Genomic DNA, 21,283 nt, shown 5'->3' with positions numbered 1-21,283 from the left:
GATGTGGCGCGCGCTGTTTCTCTCGGTCGCCCTGATCCTGCCGGTTGCTGTTCAAGCGCAGGATCGAGCCGAAACCCTTGCTGATATCCGGCAGGAATTGTCAGTTCTCTATGTTGAGTTGCAGCGTTTGCGCGGCGAGTTGAACACGACCGGCGCACCGCTCGGCAGCGGCGGGGTCGGCGGCACGCTTCAGCGGGTCGATGCGATTGAAGCTGAGTTGCGCCGTTTGACCAGTCTGACCGAAGAGCTACAGCTTCGGGTTGATCGTGTGGTGCGCGATGGCACCAACCGCGTCGGCGATTTGGAGTTCCGCCTCTGCGAGTTGGAAGAAGGCTGCGATATTGCCGATCTGGGAGACACGCCCAGCCTCGGCGGTGAAGAGCCCGTTGCCGGGCCGATCACACCCCCGGTTCAGTCGGGCGGCGGCGCAGCGTTGGCCGTGGGTGAGCAAACCGATTTTGATCGGGCCCAGGCCGCTTTGGACGCCGGCAGTTATTCCGAGGCGGCGGACCTTTTCGCCGCGTTCACCCAAACCTACCCCGGCGGCCCGCTCAGTGCGGAGGCGCATTTCTTCCGCGGCGAGGCCGAAGCGGCGCAGGAAAACTGGAGCGCTGCGGCCCGCGCCTATCTCGACAGTTTCTCGGGCGCGCCGGATGCGCCGCGTGCGCCGGAAAGCCTGACCAGATTGGGCACCAGCCTCGGTCAGTTGGGCCAGACCGAAGAAGCCTGTCTGACCCTGGCCGAGGTTGAATTGCGTTATCCTGGCAGTCCAGCGGTGCTCAACGCCCGCTCGGCCATGACCAATCTCGGCTGCTCTTGAGCTTAGAAGCCCGCTTCGCCGCGACGCTGTCACGTCTCTTGGCGGGGCAGAAACCGGCGGCATTGGGTGTGGCGGTTTCCGGCGGCGGCGATTCTCTGGCACTCCTGGCGTTGACGGTTGATTGGGCGCAAGCCCAAGACGTCGAGGCTCCGAAGATTATTGCGATCACAGTCGATCACGGCCTCCGTGACGGCAGCGCGGAGGAGGCCGCTTGGGTTGCGGCGCGGGCGGCGGAACAAGGTGCCGCGCATGTCACATTGCGTTGGCAGTGGGACGGGCAGGGCAATCTGCAGGCGCAGGCGCGGGCCGCGCGGTATCGGTTGATCGCGGATTGGGTGGCGGATCATCACCCCGAGATGGCGGTGCTTTTGGGCCATACGCGCGATGATCTGGCGGAAACCTTTTTGATGCGCTTGGCGCGGGGCTCCGGGGTGGATGGATTGGCAGCGATGGCGGAGACGGCTGAGACAGGCGGCATGCGCGTCCTCCGCCCGCTTTTGACGGAACGCCGCCAGACTTTGCGGGATGCGCTGAGCGCGCGGCGGATGACCTGGCTGAACGACCCCTCCAATGAGGATCCGAAGTTTGACCGGGTGCGGATGCGTCAGGCGCTGGATGTGCTTGGGCCGTTGGGCCTGACCACCGACCGACTCGCGGAAACCGCGCAACAGCTTGCCAGGGCCCGCAAAGCGCTTGAAGCGCGCACGGCGGAGGCCGCGGCCCGTCTGGCGACCGAGCCGTTGCCGGGCGTCATCATGTTTGACCGACCGGGCTTCGCCGCGACGGAACGCGAAACGCAACTGCGCCTTATGGCTCATGGCTTGCAGTGCTTGGCCTCGGCCCCTTACCGCCCCCGTCTGAGCGCGTTGGAAAGCAGCTTGGACGGCGCGCAGATCGGCAAAGGCAGCACCCTTCACGGCGGGCAGATCACTGTGACGACCGACCATATCATCCTCTCCCGCGAATTGGTGGCCGTTGCCGGGCTTGAGTGCCCCGCCGATGGGCAAGCGCTTTGGGACAATCGCTGGCAGGTGCGCGGCACGCGGTTGCAGGGCTGCCATATCCGCGCTTTGGGGGCGGAGGGGGCCAGCCAAATCGACCGCCCTGAGGGGCTGCCCCATGCGGCCCTCACCTCCTATCCCGGCATATGGAGTGGCGAGACCCTGGTCGCCGCGCCAAATCTTTGGCACGCGGCGCTTTGCCAGCCGACCTATGCGCGACAGGCGCGCTTCCACCACACTATATTATCGCATTGAAGTTGGCCCAGGCATGTCTATCTTACGGTTTGTGCCGGGCGCGGGCCTTTCCGCCCCCCTTGTGCCTGCGCTGATGTAAGGAGATATCACTTGGGCAACGCGAGAAATATCGCTTTTTGGGTCATTCTATTTCTACTGATCCTTGCTCTGTTCAACCTATTCTCGGGCGGTCAGTCCAACGTCAACCAGCAGGGGGTCGCCTATTCCGACTTCATCCAGCAGGTTGAAAATGGCGGCGTGGTCTCGGTCACGATTGATGGCGAGAATGTGCAATTCACCACGGGCGACGGCACCTATTCCACGGTCCGCCCGGGCGATGATGATCTGACCAACACGCTTTTGGAGAATGACGTTCGGATTGAGGCGACGCCTCAGGAACAATCCGGCTTTCTCAGTGTGTTGTCCCTCTGGCTGCCGGTCCTGGTCCTGATCGGGATCTGGATTTTCTTCATGAACCGGATGCAGGGCGGTGGCCGCGGCGGAGCGATGGGCTTTGGCAAGTCGAAGGCCAAACTGCTCACCGAAAAATCCGGCCGCGTGACCTTTGACGATGTTGCCGGCATTGATGAAGCCAAGGAAGAGCTGGAAGAGATCGTGGAGTTCCTGAGGAATCCGCAGAAGTTCTCGCGGCTCGGCGGCAAAATCCCCAAAGGCGCGCTTTTGGTCGGCCCTCCGGGCACCGGTAAAACCCTCTTGGCGCGTGCGATTGCGGGCGAGGCGGGCGTACCGTTCTTCACCATTTCCGGGTCCGATTTCGTCGAAATGTTTGTTGGTGTTGGCGCTTCACGCGTTCGTGACATGTTCGAACAGGCGAAGAAAAACGCGCCTTGTATCGTTTTCATCGACGAGATTGACGCCGTCGGTCGCCATCGCGGCGCAGGTTATGGCGGCGGCAATGACGAACGCGAACAGACCTTGAACCAGCTTCTGGTCGAGATGGACGGGTTTGAGGCCAATGAGGGTGTGATCATCCTGGCCGCGACCAACCGGCGCGACGTGTTGGACCCTGCGCTTCTGCGCCCGGGCCGGTTCGACCGTCAGGTGCAGGTTCCGAACCCCGACATCAAAGGCCGCGACAAAATCCTTGGCGTTCATGCGCGCAAAGTGCCGCTTGGGCCCGATGTGGACCTCCGCATCATCGCGCGGGGCACGCCTGGCTTCTCGGGCGCTGATTTGGCCAACCTGGTCAACGAGGCGGCTCTGATGGCCGCACGGGTTGGTCGTCGCTTCGTCACGATGGAAGATTTCGAGAACGCCAAAGACAAGGTGATGATGGGCGCCGAACGCCGCTCGATGGTGATGACCGACGAGCAGAAGGAAAAGACCGCCTATCACGAAGCCGGCCACGCGATTGTGGGCCTCAGCCTGCCGAAATGTGACCCGGTCTATAAGGCGACGATCATCCCGCGCGGCGGCGCTTTGGGCATGGTGGTGAGCTTGCCTGAGATTGACCGTCTGAACTGGCACAAGTCGGAATGTGAGCAGAAGCTCGCGATGACCATGGCAGGCAAAGCCGCTGAGATCATCAAGTACGGCGAAGAGAATGTCTCTAACGGCCCGGCGGGTGACATCCAGCAAGCCAGCTCTTTGGCGCGCGCGATGGTTCTCCGATGGGGTATGTCGGACAAGGTCGGCAACATTGATTACCAGCAGGCCCATGAAGGCTATATGGGCAATGGTGCGGGCGGCTTCTCGATCTCGTCGGAGACAAAGGAGTTGATCGAGCAGGAGGTCAAACGCCTGATCGATGAAGGCTATGTCACAGCCAAACAAATCCTGGACGAGAAAACCGAGGAGTTTGAGCGTCTGGCGCAAGGCCTCTTGGAATATGAGACCCTGACCGGCGAGGAGATTCAGCGGGTGATCAAAGGCGAGCCGCCGCATACGGGCGATGACGATGATGCCAGTTCGGATGCCGGGAATGCGCCTTCGGTTACGGCCATTCCGAAGACCAAGCCGAAGGCCAAGCCAACAGGTGATGGCGGCCTGGAGCCAGAGCCCACGGCGTCATAGCCACAACTCTCATCTGAAAAACCCGGCATTTCTGCCGGGTTTTTTGATACCCAATGTGATGTAACACCGTGAACGAGAGAGTGGAGAGGTTGCGATGCCCGCCCTGATCCCAACAGAATTCACTGCCAAGATCATCTGGCTCGGCCACAATGCTGACCGGGAGGCTGCCCTGGAAAGCAAGGCGTTGACCGCCATGCCGCTGACCTTCGCGGGATACGAGACGGAGAGCCACGCAGGTTTGACGCGTCCCTCCGACAGCCGCGTTCTGGCGCAATATGAGCGTGGAACGGAAATTCGGAATGTCCGGCAAGTGTCGATCCTTTCTGCCGAGGAGTTGGACGCGATTGCGGTAGAAATGGGTGTGGAGCGCCTTGATCCCGCTTGGCTTGGCGCCTCCGTCGTGGTCGAGGGTATCCCGAATTTCACCCATATCCCGCCATCCTCGCGCCTGCAGGGTGAGAGCGGCACAACCCTCGTGGTGGATATGGAAAACCGGCCCTGTAGCTTGCCCGCCAAGGTGATCGAGGCCCATGAACCTGGCTTCGGAAAGGCGTTCAAACCGGCGGCTGTCAATCGGCGAGGTGTGACCGCTTGGGTCGAGCGGGAAGGCACGCTTCAGCTTGGCGAGACCCTGCGCTTACATGTGCCGGATCAGCCGGTCTGGCCACATCTCGACAAAGCGCGGGCGGCGGATCGATAGGATCAGACCATAAGCGCCACGAGCAGGCCCAAAACCAGACCCGCGACGAAGCCAGCTTGCATTAGTATCATCGGCGCTGACATCACATTTCTCCCTCATTCGCTATGGGTAAGACCGTCCGGTGCGAGAAATGGTTCAAAGAAAGTTTGAGGGCGGTCCAACGCGCTGTGATGCATGTGCCATTACAATTTGTTGCGATTGGACTCATGGGCTATAAGGCCAAGGAAGACAGGCCCGAAGCGCCACCGTTTCGGGAATCTGACGGCGCGAAGGTCGGAAATGTCGGAAATGCCCCTGTTCATGTGATCCATAGGCGCTATAGGCGAAGGAGACATCACCCAAAGACCGTGACGGGGACCACTCAAAATGGCTTTCAAAACTGACATCGAAATCGCACGCGAAGCGAAGAAACGTCCGATCCAGGAGATTGGCGAGAAACTGGGCATCCCGTCCGATGATCTGCTGCCCTATGGCCATGACAAAGCGAAACTCAGCCAAGGCTTTATCGATGGTGTGCAGGGTCGCGAAAACGGCAAGCTGATCTTGGTGACCGCGATCAACCCGACTCCGGCAGGGGAGGGTAAGACGACCACGACTGTGGGCCTTGGCGACGGCCTGAACCGGATCGGCAAGAAAGCCGCGATCTGTATCCGCGAGGCCTCGCTCGGGCCCTGCTTCGGGATGAAAGGTGGGGCCGCAGGGGGTGGCTATGCCCAGGTCGTTCCGATGGAAGAGATGAACCTGCATTTCACAGGCGATTTTCATGCGATCACCTCGGCGCATAACCTGCTCTCGGCGATGATCGACAACCACATCTATTGGGGCAATGCGCTGGAGATAGATGAGCGCCGGGTCACGTGGCGTCGCGTCATGGATATGAATGACCGGGCGCTTCGCGATACCGTGACATCCCTGGGCGGCGTGGCCAATGGTTTCCCGCGTCAAACCGGGTTTGATATCACCGTGGCGTCGGAAGTCATGGCGATCCTGTGCCTGGCCACCGGGCTGGAAGATTTGCAGAAGCGGCTTGGCGACATCATCGTGGCTTATACCCGCGCGCGGAAGCCAATCTATGCGCGCGATATCAAAGCCGATGGCGCGATGACGGTGCTACTCAAAGATGCGATGCAGCCGAACCTGGTACAGACGTTGGAGAACAACCCCGCCTTTGTGCATGGCGGCCCGTTTGCCAATATCGCCCATGGCTGTAATTCGGTCATCGCAACGACGACGGCGCTTAAAATTGCCGATTATGTCGTGACCGAAGCTGGCTTTGGTGCCGATCTCGGCGCCGAGAAGTTCATGAACATCAAATGCCGGAAAGCGGGCATTGCGCCGGATGCGGTGGTGCTGGTGGCCACTGTTCGGGCGATGAAGATGAATGGCGGCGTGGCGAAGGCAGATCTCGGTGCTGAGAATGTGGAGGCGGTTGAGGCTGGCTGCGCGAACCTCGGTCGCCATATCGGCAATGTGAAGAGTTTCGGTGTGCCCGTCGTGGTCGCGATCAACCATTTTGCCGGAGATACCGATGCCGAAGTGGCCGCCGTGCAGGCTTATGTGGAGACGCAAGGATCTGAGGCTGTGCTTTGCAAACACTGGGCCGACGGCTCCGCCGGAACCGAAGACCTGGCCCACAAAGTCGTCGAACTGGCCGAAAGCGGGGCGTCGCAATTCGCCCCCTCTATCGCGATGAGATGCCGCTGTTCGAGAAGATCGAGACCATCGCCAAGCGGATTTATCGCGCCGATGAGGTGCTGGCCGATAAGAAGATCCGGGATCAGTTGAAAGCCTGGGAAGACGCAGGCTATGGCGATCTGCCGGTCTGCATGGCCAAGACGCAGTATAGCTTCTCCACCGACCCCAATCTGCGCGGCGCGCCCACGGGCCATTCTGTGCCGGTGCGCGAAGTGCGATTGAGTGCCGGTGCGGGCTTCATCGTCGCGATCTGCGGCGAGATCATGACCATGCCGGGCCTGCCACGTGTGCCCTCGGCCGAGCAGATCATGCTGAACGACATGGGCAATATCGAGGGGCTGTTCTGAGATGAGCGCGACGATTATCGACGGAAAGGCCTTTGCCGCCAATGTTCGCGCCCAAGTTGCGGAGCATGTCGCGGGCCTAAAATCCGACCATGGCCTGACCCCTGGTCTGGCCGTGGTTCTGGTGGGCGAGGATCCGGCCAGCCAGGTCTATGTGCACCACAAACACAAGCAAACCGTCGAAGTCGGTATGGCTTCGTTCGAGCATAAGCTGCCCGCCGATACGTCCGAGGCCGATCTGTTTGCCCTGATCGATCAACTGAATGCCGACCCCTCGGTGCACGGCGTGCTGTGCCAGTTTCCGGTACCCGATCATCTGGATGAGCGGCGCACAGTGGCGCGGATCGACCCGTCGAAAGATGTCGACGGGTTGAGCGTGACCAATGCCGGGCGGCTCTCGACCGGGGAAGACGCGCTGGTCAGCTGCACGCCTTTGGGGTGCCTGATGCTGCTACGTGATCAGATTGGCGATATGACGGGGCTGAATGCCGTGGTGGTGGGGCGCTCGAACCTATTCGGCAAACCGATGGCGCAGCTTTTGCTGCGCGAGAATTGCACCGTCACCATCGCGCATTCCCGCACCAAGGACCTGGCCGAGGTCTGTCGCGGTGCCGATATCCTGGTGGCGGCGGTCGGTCGCGCCGAAATGGTCAAGGGCGATTGGGTGAAGCCCGGTGCCACGGTGATTGATGTCGGCATCACCCGGGTGCCGCACCCGGACAAGCCCGGCAAGACACGGCTGATCGGAGATGTGGAGTTCGCGTCAGCAGCAGAAGTTGCCGGAGCGATCACGCCGGTTCCCGGCGGCGTCGGGCCGATGACCATCGCTTGCCTGTTAGCCAACACACTCACGGCGTGTTGCCGCGCCAATGGGTTGCCGGAACCCGAAGGCTTGACTGCTTAAACCTCGGGCCTGGGGCTCGGGCGGAGACCAGCGCTTCCAGACCGGGATCATCGTGCCCTGCAAAAGTGCGATGTCGCGGCGGCTGCCATCGGCACGTTCCAGCTCGACCGTTGCCCGAGTGATGAGCAGGCGACGCCCGGGTTTCACCACTTCGCCATGCGCCCAAAGCCGCACCCCGTCGCCGGGTGCGATGAGGTTGATCTTCATTTCCACGGTCAAAACCTCGGCATCCGGCTCCATTTGGGTCAGCGCGGCATAGCCCGATGCGCTGTCGCCAATCGCGAAAGTGAGGCCCGCATGGGCAAACCCGTGCTGCTGATTGCTGGCTTCCGTGATGGGCGCGGAGATTGTCACACGCCCTTCGGACACATGCTCTAACCGCGCGTCCAAGCTCCGCATAAGGCCTTGGCTGGCAAAGCTCTTGGCAATGCGATTTTCGACGTCGTCCATCAATTATGCATCTTTCTATCCTAAAGGCCTACACACCCCCGAAACTTTCCTTATCATGTTAACCATTAGCGGAGCAAAGAAACCGCAATTGTTTGTGTAACGAGCTGGGACAAATGCAGACCAAATTATCTGATCTGCGCTTTAGGATGATTCGGATAATCGGGTCGCCTGCGTTTTCTTCATTTGTGGCCATGACTGTCTTGGCGACACTTGTTGGGCCATTCGGCACGTATCTCTCAATGTCATTGCCTGAACGGGCAATCTATTGGGGCATTATGATTGGCGTATCGGTGTTTTTATCGTTTTGGGTCAGGTGCTTGACTTCCAGGGTTGTCGGGGGCGACCCTTTCTTAATTGATATGGTCACAAGCGGTGTTATTGCGCTGATGCTTGGGCCAATGATCTGGTTCTATAACCACTTTCTCTACAATTTACCTCGCGCGGATCTGCCAAGTCTTGGGAAGCATGTTCTTGTTGTTTTTGCGGTTTGCATGATCGTGGTTTTGATCCGAGTTTACCTTCAATCCGAACCTGTCGACGCGGAGATTTTATCGCCCTCGCCCGAAGTGCCGGATGTCGTTTTTTTGCGGCGTCTGCCAGATGAATTGGGCAAGGATTTGGTGCATGTTTCTGCGGATGGTCACTATCTCGATGTTGCCACCCATCTCGGGCAGGAGCGCATTTTGATGCGCTTCTCCGATGCCTTGGCTGAGTTGGATGGGTATGCGGGCGTCCGTGTCCACAGGTCTCATTGGGTGGCTTTGGATGCGATTGTAGCGGTGGAGCAAACGGGTCGGCGCGTCTTCATCATTCTAACCGATGGACACCGGGTTCCGGTGAGCCAAGCCCATCAGCCCGCGCTGACCGAACATGGGTTTCAGGTCTAACGCGGCATTGCCACGCGGAGCGGTGGTGTGGTCAGCAAGATGGCATGCGCCTCGGGCTGCATTAGGGCCGTCAAGGCACTGTCATCGCTGCGGAGGCCGCCGGTATATGTGCCATAGGCGGGCATGATCACCCGCTGATCGTCAACCAAGAAGCAGGGGCGCGTGACACGCCGCGCGCGGGTCGGAAGCTTCGCTTTGGGGTGGTAATGCCCCGATATCTCGCCGTCTTGCCCGGCCTCAGCGATGTGGCGGAACTGAAGGGGGCCGTGTCGGTAATGCGCAAGGTGACTGCCGCCGAGGTCGACAGGTCCGGCATCGTGATTGCCCTCAATCCAGATCCAGCGTCGCCCCGCCATCAGCTTCGTCAACCAGGTGACCATCTCGCTATGTAGAGCGTCGGCAGCGGCCAGATCGTCGAAACTGTCGCCGAGGCAGATTACCGTTTCGGGTGTCGTGGCCGTCAAATCGGTTTCAAGGCGCATCAGGGTATCCTGCACCTCGTAAGGTGGCAACATCGGCCCACCGCGACGGGCCATCCGTTCGGATTTCCCCAAATGCAGATCTGAGACACAGAGAATGCGGGCCGCCGGCCACCAAAGCGCCCCGGATGAAAGGGCCATCAGCCGCTCGTCGGCAAAGGTAAACTCCAGTTCGTTCATGCTTCGTTCGATGGCATGATGGGCGGCGCCTTGCAAGCTTCACATCTCTCGGACGGGTTAAGGAGATTGAACACCGGCCGTTGCCATCAAGCGGGCCGCTTCCTCTTCGACCAACCGCTGCTCCGCACGGCCCTTAACCGCAATTTTTCCGACTTCTAGAAACAGCGGGGCCGCGAGCGGCGTGATGCGCGGCAATTTCACATGGTCAATCCGGGTGCCGATCCGCGTGAGCATCCCGTCAATTCGGCCGAAATCCACCATGCCACGCATCGCCTCGATCCTCGTGATCTCGAGCATCACGTGATCCGGGTCGTATTTGCGCAGCGTGTCATAGAGGATATCCGTCGAAAACGTGGCCTGCCGTCCGGTTTTGCGTTTGCCAGCGGGCATGTTGCGGTCGATCAGCCCGGCGATGATTGCAGCACCTTTGAAGGTGCGTTTCATCACCGCATTACCAGAGAGCCAGGTCTCCATCGTTTCGGTGAGAGTTTCACGGGAAAACAATGGCTTGGCATCCGGCAAGGGGTCCAACCCCCAGATCAAGGTCGCATAGTCGGTGGAGACAAATCCAAGCGGGTTCAGACCTTCCTGCTCCATCCGTTGGGTCAGCAAAAGCCCCAAGGTCTGCTGCGCATTCTTGCCCGCAAAGCCATAAACGCAGACATGTTCGCGCCCGTCATGCGGGAAGCTTTCAACAAGCAGCCGGTCACGCTCGGGTAAGCGTGACACCTCGCGTTGCAGCGCGAGCCAGTCACGGGTGTGTTGGGGCAGGGTCGGCCAATCGTCTTGCCGGAACATCCGCAGAATTCGGTCGGACAACTGGGTGGAGGTGGCGAATTTACTGCCCATGAAGACCGCGACCTTGGGCTTGTCCGATGGGCTTCGGGTAACCTCGATGGTCATCTCGCGGAGGCCTTCATACCGCACGATCTGCCCACCGATCAGAAAGGTGTCGCCCTTCATCAATGTGGCGGCGAAGTCTTCCTCGACTTCACCCAAAGGCATACCGCCCCGCGCGTGTTTCAAGCGGACCTTCAGCTTATCTGAGGCAAGAATAGTGCCGATATTCATTCGGATCTGTCGGCTCGCGCGGGGGTCACGCAATTGCCACTGTCCATCTGGGCGTTGGACCAGCTTTTGCCAACGATCATAAGCTTTTAGCGCATAGCCACCGGTGGCGCAGAAGTCGAGGCAGCGATCAAATGTGTCGCGGGCCAGGGTGGCATAGGCCCCGGCGGAGGTAATCTCGGCATAGAGATCATCCGCGGCGAACGGCCTGCGGCGGCGCGGATCAAGATATGCTGGCAGAGGACGTCCAGTGGGCCGTCGCCTTTCGGATCGCCGTCCAGATCATGGTCGCGGGCCGCTTCTAGTGCTGCCACACATTCAATGACCTCAAATCGGTTCGCTGGCACCATGAGCGCCTTGGAGGGCGCGTTATACCGGTGATTGGCACGGCCAATCCGCTGCACCAAACGTTTGACGTTTTTCGGCGCGCCGACCTGGATGACCAGATCGACGTCGCCCCAGTCGATCCCCAGATCGAGCGATCCGGTACAGACAATGGCGCGCAAGTCTCCGGCAACCATCGCGGCCTCGACTTTCTCGCGCTGCTCACGGGAGAGCGCGCCGTGATGGATGCCGATCGGCAGTTGCTCTTCATTGGCGAGCCAAAGGTGGTGAAAGAAGATCTCCGCCTGGGCGCGCGTGTTGTGGAAGATCAGCGTCGTCTTATGGGCTCTGACCTGCTCCAGCACCGCCGGGATTGCATAGCGCCCGCCGCCGCCGGACCAGGGTGGGCGTTCCTCGGTCTCCAACATTGAGATGTCGGGGTCAGGGCCGGGATCGGCTTCGAGGATTGCACAAGGATCTGGGTGGCGGGCCAAAATGCGGGCGATGGCTGGCGGGTCTTCAACCGTCGCCGAGAGGCCCACCCGGCGGAGCCCTGGCGCAAGAGTGGACAGGCGCGACAAGGCCAGCATCAGTTGATCACCGCGCTTGGATTCCGCCAGGGCGTGAATCTCATCGACGATCACCCGTTGCAGGCCGTTGAACATATGGCCCGCGTCTTCGTAAGAGGTCAGAAGCGCCAGGCTTTCCGGTGTTGTGAGCAGGATATGCGGCGGATCGGCCCTCTGGCGTTTTCTTTGGGTTTGGGTCGTGTCCCCGGTCCGGTCTTCAATGCGGATCGGCAGGCCGATTTCATCCACCGGCGTGCGCAGGTTGCGCTTGATATCTGCGGCCAGGGCTTTCAGCGGCGAGATATAGAGCGTGTGGAGACCCTGATGGGTGCCATCGGCCAATTCGGCCAGCGTCGGCAGAAACCCGGCCATGGTTTTGCCGCCGCCCGTAGGCGCGATGAGAAGTTGGCAGGGCTCTCGTGAGAGCTCCAACATCTGCTGTTGATGCGGATGAATGGTCCAGCCGCGTTTGGTGAACCAATCGGTAATATTCGGGGGCAACGCCGTCATACCACAGAGATAAAGCGTAGGCGCGTGGCGGTCAGCCCCTTTAGCGCGCGGCGACGGCGCAAGGTGGCGTTATCGACGAGGGGAGGCGGCCCGGCAGCCTCGTCCAGGCGCATCCGGTACAGCGACAGGGGCCAGATCAGTGAATAATGGCTTCCTCTTTGACGTACATATTCTCCCACGCGCGGTCGATCAGATCGGGACGCATCTGATATGGGATGCCCTCAAATTCGCAGATCGCGATCAACTGATCGATCAGGAAGTTCGCGTGGTAATTGGCATAGACATTGTTGATCTTCGGGTAGCGCACTTTCAGCATATGAACGAGGCTTTCCTCGTTGAGCGGCACTTTCTTCTTGCGCGCGACCATGGCGAAGACTTTCAGGAACTCCTCTTGCGTCGGGCCATCAATCTTCACCTTGAAGAAGATCCGGCGCAGCGCCGCTTGGTCGAACAGCTCATTCGGGTGGAAGTTGGTGGAGAAGATCACAAGCGTGTCGAACGGCACCTCGAATTTCTCACCCGACTGGAGGGCGAGAATGTCATAGGCGTTCTCCATCGGCACAATCCAACGGTTGATCAGTGCCTGAGGCGGCTCCTCCTGACGGCCAAGGTCGTCGACGATGAAGACGCCCCCGGTGGATTTCAACTGCAAGCTGGCTTGGTAGGTGCGGCTGACCGCGTTGTAGTTCAGATCCAGCATGTTCAGCATCAGTTCGCCGCCGGTCATCACCGTGGGGCGCTTGCAGAGCAGATAGCGGGTGTCAAACCGGGCCGACGCTTTACGAAGGCTACTATGTGCTGTCGCGTCAGTGTCTTCGATCGGCGTGTGCACGATCGGGTCAAAGAGCGTAATGACCTGACCGGCATAGGCCAGCGCGCGCGGAATATAGATCGTGTCGCCCATTGCGGAACGGATGCCTTCAGCGATGGAGGATTTGCCGTTGCCGGGCGGCCCGTAGAGCAAGACCGAGCGGCCAGAGCCGACAGCAGGCCCAAGCTGATCGATCATGCCATCTGGCAGGATCAGGTGACCCATGGATTTTTCCAGCATGTCGCGGGTCAGGTGGATGTCTCGGATCGACTGCCGCTTCACCTGGATTTTGTAGTCATCCAATGGCACTGGCATCGCGCCATAGTATTCGGACTGGCTCAATGCATCGAGGGCGCGGGCTTTGCCGTTATCCGTCAGCTGAAATCCCATCTCCGAACCAGACGTCGCATGCAAGGTTCCGGTTGCTTGAAGAAGGCTCATATCGCGCGCCATATCGATCAACCCTTGCGTCAGGGTCAGAGGCAGACAGATCGCCTCGGAAATCTCCGTCGCGGTCTCCACATTCTTGCGGAAGATGGTCTTTAGCAGGATATCGCGCATCATCACGATGGGAAGGCCCGTATCCCCCAATTTGCGCAGGGCAGGGGGGCAAAACCTTCGGAGCTTGATGGTGTCTGAATATTCATAGCGGGCCCTCTAACTGGCGCGATTTTGCCGGACGAATGCGGCGTAACCTAGGCGGCACGGCTTGAAATTGCGTCAATTTTTGCGGCTCAGGCCCATAGTCCCAAACCGAGCACCAAGTAAATCGCCAGAGCACCGGCCAGAGCCACGCCCATCGGGAAAAGCTTGCCCCGATCCCAAGAGACCCAATCCGGCGTTGCGCGCCGCACCGCTGGCACGCGCGAGGCACCGCGATGGGTCAGCCAAGAGCCGATGAGGACCAGGGAGAAGAGCATCAGGAAGAACAGCGCATCGCCCGCCGCGATAAAAGGGGCCATAGCCGCCGCGAATTTCGCATCGCCCGCGCCGACGAGGCCGAGCGAGGAGACCACAAAACCGACCAACAAGACACCGCCAAGCTGTGCAAGACGCCAGAGATACGTGTCGAATGGGAGAAGGAGCAGGCCACCGATCAGGAAGACCCCCGCCAGGGCGAGGACCGCGACATTGGGAATACGCATCTCACGCAGGTCAGACCAGGCGACCCAGATGCAGATCGGTACGACGAAGGGCAGGAACCAAGCGGCTTCGGCAAAGGTTAACGACATCAGTTGCGCACCTCTGTATCAAGCGCACGGAGGGCCCGCACGGCGGCGTCGAAATGCTGCGGATGGGTGTCGATTGCTTCGGCCAAAAGACCGCGGCCAATATCCACATCGCCTTGGCGGATAGCGGCGAGTGCCGCGGTATGGAGCAGCTGCGCGCGCTCGATCTGCGTCATTTGCACCAGCGGCAGATTGTAGTTGCCCCGTGCCGCCCGCGCCAAAACAAGGTTGTTCTTGGCGGTGAAGAGATCGGGGTCATAGGTGATCGCCTCGGTAAACAGGCGTTCGGCAGCTTCGGTGTCGCCACGTGTGAGCTTGGAGAAGCCCCAATTGTTCAGGACACTCGCGGGCCGGGTCGTCAGACCCACAGCCGTCTCATAAAAGCTGTCCGCATTGGACCATTCTTGGTTGCTATCGGCCACCATCGCTTCGAGGCGATAGCGTTCATATGTCTCGAAGGTGGGTGGAACCAGATCAAGCTGCGCTTCGGCCTGATCCCAGTCACTGTTGCGGATCAATGCGTCGGCATAATCCACCCTGTCTTGGGCGGTCGCTTCCGGATGTTCCGCGATGTCGCGCCATACAACGCCCGCTTCGGCCGCCCGTCCAGCGCGGATCAAGCTGTGACCCAGGCCCCGCTGCAGATCCAGACGCTCTGGCTGTTCTCGCGTCGCTCGGCGAAAATAGGCGACCGCCTCGTCAGGGTCGGCGACGGTGAGCATGATGTCGTTGAGATTGGTCTCATCGATAACATTCATACTGTCCATCGCGCGCTCCACATCGGCGCGTTCAGAATTGCCACAAGCGGCGAGTCCTAGGGACAAGCCGACAACCAGAGAAACCCGGGTAGTCAGGCGCATAGGCGACCTCTTACTGCTCGATCGCTATGTTCTTGGTGTGTCGGTCAGGATCCAAACTCCTCCGCCCCGACGCTCCAAATCATAGCGGTTTTCGTTGTTTTCAGGAATATACCCCGAATTTTCCATTCTTGCGATAGCGAGCCTTAAGTTTTCGCGGATGGAGTCCGATTGGCCACTATCGAGGGCAAAAGCGTGCTGAAACACCTGCCGCGCTTCGCCATATTCGCCCCGTTCCATCAAGACGACGCCGAGATTGTTCCAGGATGGTGGGAAGTCGGGATCTTCTTCGACCGCGCGGCGGAGCCAGGTTTCGGCTTGGCCCAAACGGCCGAGCTGTAGATTTGCGGAACCAAGGGCCGAGAAATGTGCGCCCGAGGGGCCGTCTTCCGCCGTGGCGCGCATATACGCCCTAAGCGCCAGCTCATATTCGCCAGCCTCCATCAAGCGATGGCCAACGATGAGCCCATCGACCGCGTCGCGCAGCACATGGGTGCCGGCGGGTGCGGCTAAACCCTGGCGGTCCGCGCCCAAACGGCTGGTCGCCTGGTTGCCACAAGCGGCCAGCCCAAGAATTGTTGTGGAAATGATGAGCCCCCGCATCATGATCCTAATCTCCTTGGTTGGATTGCCTCCGAATTAGCCTCCGCTAAGGTTTTGCGCGATGCCATAGACCGATGGACCAATCAGAATGATCAACAGCGGCGGTACACAGAACATCATCGTGCCGAGTGTCAGTTTGGTCGGGAGTTTGTTGGCTTTTTCTTCGGCGCGCAACACGCGTTTGTCGCGCATCTCGGCGGCATAGACCCGGAGCGCCTCGGCCACAGAGGTGCCGAAGGTCGCTGACTGGATCAACACGGTGACGAAACTATTCACATCCTGAATATCGACCCGCTCGCCCATATCGCGCAACACTTTGGTTTTGTCTTTGCCGGCCTTCATCTCATAAGCGACCATTTCAAATTCTTCGCAAAGAGCGGGGTAGGCCGCGCGCATCTCTTTCGCGACACGGATGATGGATTGGTCGAGCGACTGACCCGCCTCGACGCAGACCAACATCAGGTCAAGCGCATCCGGAAAGCCCTGGGTGATCTCTTCGGCGCGGGTCTGAACCCGTTTTGTGACCCAATACTTCGGCAGGTAATACCCGACCGCCCCTGGGATTAGGACCGACATGATCGAGGCTTGGGCACTAAGCCCAGGCGCCACCAAGACATAGATCGAGCCGAGCGCCAAAAAGCCGAGGCCAAGGGCGAATTGGGCAAAGTGGAAGGTTTGTACCGCCCCTTTCGAGCGGTAACCCGCACGGATCAAGGTCAGGCGCATCTGACTCAGTTCGTCGATATCCTGTGGCTCGAGGAATTGCGAAAACCGATCCAGTCGCTGGTCCTTGCCACCAATCCGTAGCGCTCGGCGGGACTCTTTGTCACCGGCACCGTTTTGCATCTCGCGCAGCTTATCAAGCGGGTCCTTTTTCCGGAACAGAATGGCCGGAAGGGCGACGACGACCAAAAGGAGGCCAAGACCACCGACCAAAATCAGCGGGCCAAGATCGCCAAGGGCGCCGGTCACGGCCTCATTGATTTGCGTCAGAAGGTTTCGAATGAAGTCCATCGGTTAACCCGCCTTTACACTTTGATGTTGACCATCATGCGCATGAAAATGACGTTGACGAACAACATCACCCCAACAACAGCACAAGCTGGGATAAAGACTGGGCTGTTCATCACGTCGCTATAATAGTCGGGCTGCATCACGTTGATGCCGATCAGGCATAGGATCGGAAAGACCGAGAGGAACATGCCCGACCACTTCGCCTCTGCGGTGATTGCTTTTACCCGGCGGAACAGTTTGAATCGCGCCCGGATCACATTCGCCAAGCCGGCCAGGATCTCGGCAAGGTTGCCACCGGAGGTCTGCTGAATGCCGACAGCAACCGCCATGAAACGCAAATCTTGCAGGTCCAGACGTTCGGCCATGTTTTCGATGCTTTCCGCGATATCGCGGCCATAGGCAGCCTCATCGGCAATGATGCCCAATTCCGAGCCAAGCGGATCGGCCACCTCTTTCGCAACCGTGTTGATGGCTGAGACAAACGGGTGCCCCACGCGCAGCGAGCGCACCATCAACTCCACAGCATCGGGCAGCTGTTCTTCGATCATTGCGATGCGTTTTTTGGCTTTGGAATTGACCCAGTAATACACACCGCCGACGCCCATCCCGACCGACACCAAAAGACGGATCGGCAAGGATGCCCCCGTCAACAGGGTCAGCAGCAAAAAGGCCACCATCGTCATGCCGATCATAACCAATATGAGCTGTTGCGGCGTGAAGGCGATGTTGGCCTTCTGCGCTTTGTCGGCGATCAACGAATAGAGAGGGATCGTGCGAGACTTGGTGTGTTGGTCCAACTCTTTGCGGAGCTTGGCCAGGACATCCTCCCGCGAGGACCCTTTTTCGAGCATGGTCAGCCGTCGGTTGACCCGAGCATTGAAGCTGATCGATTTGCCAAAAACCATCAGATACACGCCGTTGACCAACATGATCACGCCGACGAAGATGCCGATATAAATAAGGGGTTCGATGCTGATTTGCATGACAGCTTACTCCGCCGCGACAGGGTCGTAGATGGACATGGGCAGGTCATAGCCCCATTGCTTGAAGCGTTCCGAATAGTGCGAACGCACGCCACAAGCGGTGAACCGACCGATGATCGTGCCGTCAGGTTTCAGGCCCAAACGCTGATAGCGGAAGACCTCCTGCATCGAGATCACTTCGCCTTCCATGCCCGTCACCTCGGTGATCGAGACCATGCGGCGCGAGCCGTCCTGCAAACGGCTGGCCTGCACAATCAGGTTCACAGCCGAAGATATCTGCGCGCGAACGGCCTTGATCGGCATCTCGATACCCGACATGGCAATCATGTTTTCCAGGCGAGAACAGGCATCTCGCGCTGAGTTGGCGTGGATTGTGGTCATCGACCCGTCATGGCCGGTGTTCATCGCCTGCAGCATATCGATCACCTCATCGCCGCGGGTCTCCCCCACGATGATCCGGTCGGGGCGCATCCGAAGCGCGTTCCGCAGACAATCGCGTTGTGTAACGGCACCTTTGCCTTCGACGTTCGGCGGGCGGCTCTCCATCCGACCCACGTGAATCTGTTGAAGCTGAAGTTCCGCCGTATCCTCGATCGTCAAGATCCGCTCGGAATTGTCGATGAAGCTCGAAAGCGCGTTCAGCGTCGTGGTTTTACCGGAGCCCGTCCCGCCCGAAACAATCACGTTCAGGCGTGTGGCAACGGCAGCTTGAAGATACGCCGCCATTTCCTCGGAAAACGCGCCGAATTTCACGAGGTCATCGACGCCCAGCTTCTCCTTCTTGAACTTACGAATGGAGACCAAGCTGCCATCCACGGCGACCGGCGGGACCATCGCGTTGAAACGCGAGCCGTCTTTGAGGCGCGCGTCCACATGCGGGTTCGATTCGTCGACGCGACGACCAACGGCCGATACGATCTTGTCGATGATCCGCAGCAGGTGCCGCTCGTCTTTGAACCGCACATCGGAGAGTGTCAGCTTGCCGTCACGTTCCACAAAGACGCGATTTGGGCCGTTCACCAGGATATCGTTGACGGTGTCGTCCTTCAGCAGTGGCTCAAGTGGGCCAAGGCCGGTCACTTCGTCGAAGAGTTCAGTTTGCAGGGTCTGACGGTCTTCGCGGTTCAAGACCACGCCCATCTCCGCCAGTTCCTCGGACGTGATCGCGCTGATCTCGGCCTTCAATTCTGTGTCTTTCGCGCCTTCGAGCGCCGAGAGATTCAGGTTTTCGAGGAGACGGTGGTGCATTTCCGTCTTAATTTCGTCGAGGCGCAAGCGGCGCTTTTTCTCTTTGTCGAGATTTGCGACCTCAGCGGCGGGTTTTGCAGGCTGATCTGGTGCCGGTTGTTTCCGCTGCACTTTCGGCTGCGGGGCTTCTGCACCACCCTGCGGCACACCGCTCGCGGTTTCGCCCGCCTGCGCAGCAGGTCGCGCCGCCACCGGTTTTTTGTATTTCGAGAACATGGCTCTGGTCTCCCCTACCTAGCGACTGCGTCCGACAGCATCGCCTCGAACAGGTTGCCAGCCAGTTTCAAAATGTCTTTCCGCATCGGATTTTTTCGCGCCATTTCAGCCAATGGCACGCCATGATCCGAGGATTGCGTCACTTGGCGGGCGCCGTCAGAAAGCTGTGTTGAGATCTTCACGCCTAAGCTGTCCGCAAGGCGCTTCACGCGCGATTTTCCGTTCAAATCCAGGCCTTTCGGCGCTCGGTTCAGAACAAAGTTTACCTTTTCGAGCGGCAGTTCTTCCGACTGCAAGGCCCGGATGAACCGCATCGCGTTTTGGGCCGAGCGCATGTCGAGTTCCAGCATCGCAAAGAACACATCGACCCGGTTCAGGACGGTCTCTGTCCACTGGACAATCGTGGTTGGCATATCGATAACCACGATGTCGAAACACTCCGTCGCAAGGTTCAGAACCGCTTCGACGTCTTCGGGCGAGATCATATCGAGCGGGATGATCTCGGACGGTGCCGTAAAGACCGACAGTTTTCCGTTGTAATCAAGGAGGGCCTGTTTGAAGGCGTCCACATCCATGCCCTGACTATCTGACAGCACTTCGAGGATCACCTCACGGCGCGGCAGATCAAGGAATGTCGACGCCGAGCCAAATTGCAGATCAAAGTCGATCAAGCAAACGGAGGGCGCTCTCTTCTTGTCGATATTGGCCAGTTCCCAGGCCAAGTTGACAGCCAAAGTTGTGGAACCTGTGCCGCCAGCCAGGCTTTGCACGGCGAAGATCGCAGATCGGCCATCCATCGTGGGCCGGGGATCAAGCGAGGAAGTTTCGGTGTCGCCGACCGGTTGCGTTCCGGGAGCGGGCTCGCGGATACGTTTTATCGCATCGTGCAAAGCCCGCTCGGGCAAAGGGTAGGGCACGAAATCATCCGCGCCCAGTTTCATTAACTGATGCAGGCCTTGGGTGCTTAACTCATTGGCGATTAAGATCACTTTGATCCCTTTGGCCTTGGCGGCGCGGATTAACTCACCGATCAGACCAATGTCACCTTCGTCTTGTTGATCAACTGCGATAGCAACGAATTCCAGGCCGTCGGATTCTCGCTGCTCAAGAAACGCGCGGGCTTCGTCCAAATGCAAATCGCCCCAGCTTTCGCCGAGTTCGGTTTCCATATCATCGATCAAAAGATCGAAATTCTGCACGTCCCGAGAAATCGTGGAGGCCACGATCGGTGCGGGATCAGATTTCAGCGCAAGTCCGCCACTCATTCCTCAATTCCCATATTGCCTGACTTCGCCAGGTTTTGTTGCCATCCGGTATCGCGCGGCACCTGCGTTTTACCGGGGGAGCTAGGATCATTTCCGCGCTGCTCGGATGCGGGTTTGCCCTATGCCTTGAAAGAGTTTTGATGCGTAAAAGGGGCAACAATACGACCAAAAAGCCGTAACTATTGGGAAAAACGCCACGTATTGGACACGTGGCGTTTCATAATCGCGAGGTTATTCGGCAGACCCGCCCCCACCGCTGCTGCCGGTATATGTCCGGTAAACCACTTGTGCATACCGGCCATCAAGAACCATCGGATGGTCTTGAACAAAGCCGCTTACTTCGGTCACCGTGCGACGGTTGCGGCGCTCGCGCGCCTCGGTAGCGACGATCGGCTGTGTTTCCCCAAAGGAAACAAGCGCTTCCAAACGGCTACGCTCAACCCCTTGGCTGACCAGGTAGTTCACTGCAGCGCGCGCGCGACGTTGACCAAGCCGTTGATTATAGCCTTGGCTACCAACGAGATCCGTATGGCCGTAAACACTGAAACGCACTTCGGGGAACTGCCGGATCCAAGTCGCCTGCTGTCGCAATGTCGCGCGAGCGGTATCGTCGAGTTGGGCGGAGTTGAAGGCGAAATTGATCGTCGTCGGCACTTCTGTGGCGAATCGGCCCGCGAGGCTTTCCACGTAACTGCGCTGCCCCGTCATGACGAGGACGTTGTTCATTGTGGGGTTGCCAAACCCGCCCTCATCAATGCGTGCGCCCGCCGGACGTTCAAAGTTGGGCCCACATGCCGCCAATGCGAGGCCAGCGGCCCCAAAAATCGCGTATCTTACTGATGTCAGGATAGCCATTTG

Annotated in this window: 17 protein-coding genes and 2 pseudogenes; 7 read left to right on the top strand and 12 right to left on the bottom strand. The window is 59.3% G+C overall.

The features are described 5' to 3' along the window. The first annotated feature begins 1 nt into the window (after position 1). The 6 genes and pseudogenes from ybgF to folD all read left to right on the top strand — a co-directional run bounded on the left by ybgF (position 2) and on the right by folD (position 7,732). On the top strand, positions 2–820 hold the full coding sequence (gene ybgF / locus QTA57_RS01330; protein ID WP_290153240.1) for a tol-pal system protein YbgF: 819 nt from the start codon (positions 2–4) through the stop codon (positions 818–820). Then, the gene (gene tilS / locus QTA57_RS01325) at positions 817–2,076 is read left to right on the top strand and encodes a tRNA lysidine(34) synthetase TilS (RefSeq protein ID WP_290153239.1); all 1,260 of its coding nucleotides are present in this window, start codon (positions 817–819) and stop codon (positions 2,074–2,076) included. The genes ybgF and tilS overlap by 4 nt, the downstream gene beginning before the upstream one ends. A 90-nt stretch (positions 2,077–2,166) precedes the next feature. After that, positions 2,167–4,089, top strand: coding sequence for an ATP-dependent zinc metalloprotease FtsH (gene ftsH / locus QTA57_RS01320; RefSeq protein WP_290153238.1), 1,923 nt, complete (start codon positions 2,167–2,169; stop codon positions 4,087–4,089). 94 nt (positions 4,090–4,183) lie between these two features. Next, entirely contained in the window at positions 4,184–4,789 is a 606-nt protein-coding gene (locus QTA57_RS01315) for an MOSC domain-containing protein (protein WP_290153237.1), read from the top strand. 366 nt (positions 4,790–5,155) lie between these two features. After that, positions 5,156–6,831, top strand: a pseudogene (locus QTA57_RS01310) (formate--tetrahydrofolate ligase). Between the two features lies 1 nt (position 6,832). Continuing rightward, positions 6,833–7,732, top strand: coding sequence for a bifunctional methylenetetrahydrofolate dehydrogenase/methenyltetrahydrofolate cyclohydrolase FolD (folD, locus tag QTA57_RS01305; protein ID WP_145211713.1), 900 nt, complete (start codon positions 6,833–6,835; stop codon positions 7,730–7,732). Here folD and QTA57_RS01300 read toward each other — a convergent pair. Then, a complete protein-coding gene (locus tag QTA57_RS01300) occupies positions 7,664–8,182 on the bottom strand; it encodes a PaaI family thioesterase (RefSeq protein ID WP_330696741.1) in 519 nt (172 codons plus the stop codon). The two genes, folD and QTA57_RS01300, sit on opposite strands and share 69 nt — an antisense overlap. A 113-nt stretch (positions 8,183–8,295) precedes the next feature. Here QTA57_RS01300 and QTA57_RS01295 point away from each other — a divergent pair, with 113 nt between their 5' ends. Continuing rightward, the gene (locus QTA57_RS01295) at positions 8,296–9,069 is read left to right on the top strand and encodes a LytTR family DNA-binding domain-containing protein (RefSeq protein WP_290153236.1); all 774 of its coding nucleotides are present in this window, start codon (positions 8,296–8,298) and stop codon (positions 9,067–9,069) included. Here the strand turns inward: QTA57_RS01295 and pdeM are convergent. The 11 genes and pseudogenes from pdeM to QTA57_RS01240 all read right to left on the bottom strand — a co-directional run bounded on the left by pdeM (position 9,066) and on the right by QTA57_RS01240 (position 21,280). Then, complete coding sequence (gene pdeM / locus QTA57_RS01290; protein ID WP_290153235.1) at positions 9,066–9,728, bottom strand: ligase-associated DNA damage response endonuclease PdeM; 663 nt, start codon at positions 9,726–9,728, stop codon at positions 9,066–9,068. The genes QTA57_RS01295 and pdeM overlap by 4 nt on opposite strands. 57 nt (positions 9,729–9,785) lie before the next feature. Continuing rightward, positions 9,786–12,199, bottom strand: a pseudogene (locus tag QTA57_RS01285) (ligase-associated DNA damage response DEXH box helicase). A 136-nt stretch (positions 12,200–12,335) separates the two neighbouring features. Further along, positions 12,336–13,574 carry an ATPase gene (locus tag QTA57_RS01280; RefSeq protein WP_407933490.1) on the bottom strand — a complete coding sequence of 413 codons (1,239 nt, stop codon included), beginning with the start codon at positions 13,572–13,574 and terminating at the stop codon, positions 12,336–12,338. Between the two features lie 170 nt (positions 13,575–13,744). After that, entirely contained in the window at positions 13,745–14,242 is a 498-nt protein-coding gene (locus QTA57_RS01275) for a prepilin peptidase (protein ID WP_290153234.1), read from the bottom strand. Continuing rightward, entirely contained in the window at positions 14,242–15,099 is an 858-nt protein-coding gene (locus tag QTA57_RS01270) for a tetratricopeptide repeat protein (protein ID WP_290153233.1), read from the bottom strand. The genes QTA57_RS01275 and QTA57_RS01270 overlap by 1 nt, the downstream gene beginning before the upstream one ends. Positions 15,100–15,123: 24 nt before the next feature. Continuing rightward, positions 15,124–15,702: a tetratricopeptide repeat protein gene (locus QTA57_RS01265; RefSeq protein ID WP_290153232.1), complete on the bottom strand. Its 579-nt coding sequence runs from the start codon at positions 15,700–15,702 to the stop codon at positions 15,124–15,126. 33 nt (positions 15,703–15,735) lie between these two features. Next, positions 15,736–16,713, bottom strand: coding sequence for a type II secretion system F family protein (locus tag QTA57_RS01260; RefSeq protein WP_290153231.1), 978 nt, complete (start codon positions 16,711–16,713; stop codon positions 15,736–15,738). Between the two features lie 14 nt (positions 16,714–16,727). Next, positions 16,728–17,696, bottom strand: coding sequence for a type II secretion system F family protein (locus tag QTA57_RS01255; RefSeq protein WP_145211684.1), 969 nt, complete (start codon positions 17,694–17,696; stop codon positions 16,728–16,730). Positions 17,697–17,702: 6 nt separating this feature from the next. Then, positions 17,703–19,160 carry a CpaF family protein gene (locus QTA57_RS01250; protein ID WP_290153230.1) on the bottom strand — a complete coding sequence of 486 codons (1,458 nt, stop codon included), beginning with the start codon at positions 19,158–19,160 and terminating at the stop codon, positions 17,703–17,705. A 14-nt stretch (positions 19,161–19,174) separates the two neighbouring features. Continuing rightward, positions 19,175–20,425 carry an AAA family ATPase gene (locus tag QTA57_RS01245; RefSeq protein ID WP_290153229.1) on the bottom strand — a complete coding sequence of 417 codons (1,251 nt, stop codon included), beginning with the start codon at positions 20,423–20,425 and terminating at the stop codon, positions 19,175–19,177. Positions 20,426–20,656: 231 nt separating this feature from the next. Further along, positions 20,657–21,280: an OmpA family protein gene (locus QTA57_RS01240; protein ID WP_290153228.1), complete on the bottom strand. Its 624-nt coding sequence runs from the start codon at positions 21,278–21,280 to the stop codon at positions 20,657–20,659. Between the last annotated feature and the right edge of the window lie 3 nt (positions 21,281–21,283).

It is taken from the genome of Fontisubflavum oceani, assembly GCF_030407165.1.
Lineage (GTDB): Bacteria > Pseudomonadota > Alphaproteobacteria > Rhodobacterales > Rhodobacteraceae > Rhodophyticola > Rhodophyticola oceani.
The sequence above is the reverse complement of the archived record's forward strand: the minus strand, read 5'-3'. Positions and strand labels throughout refer to the sequence as shown.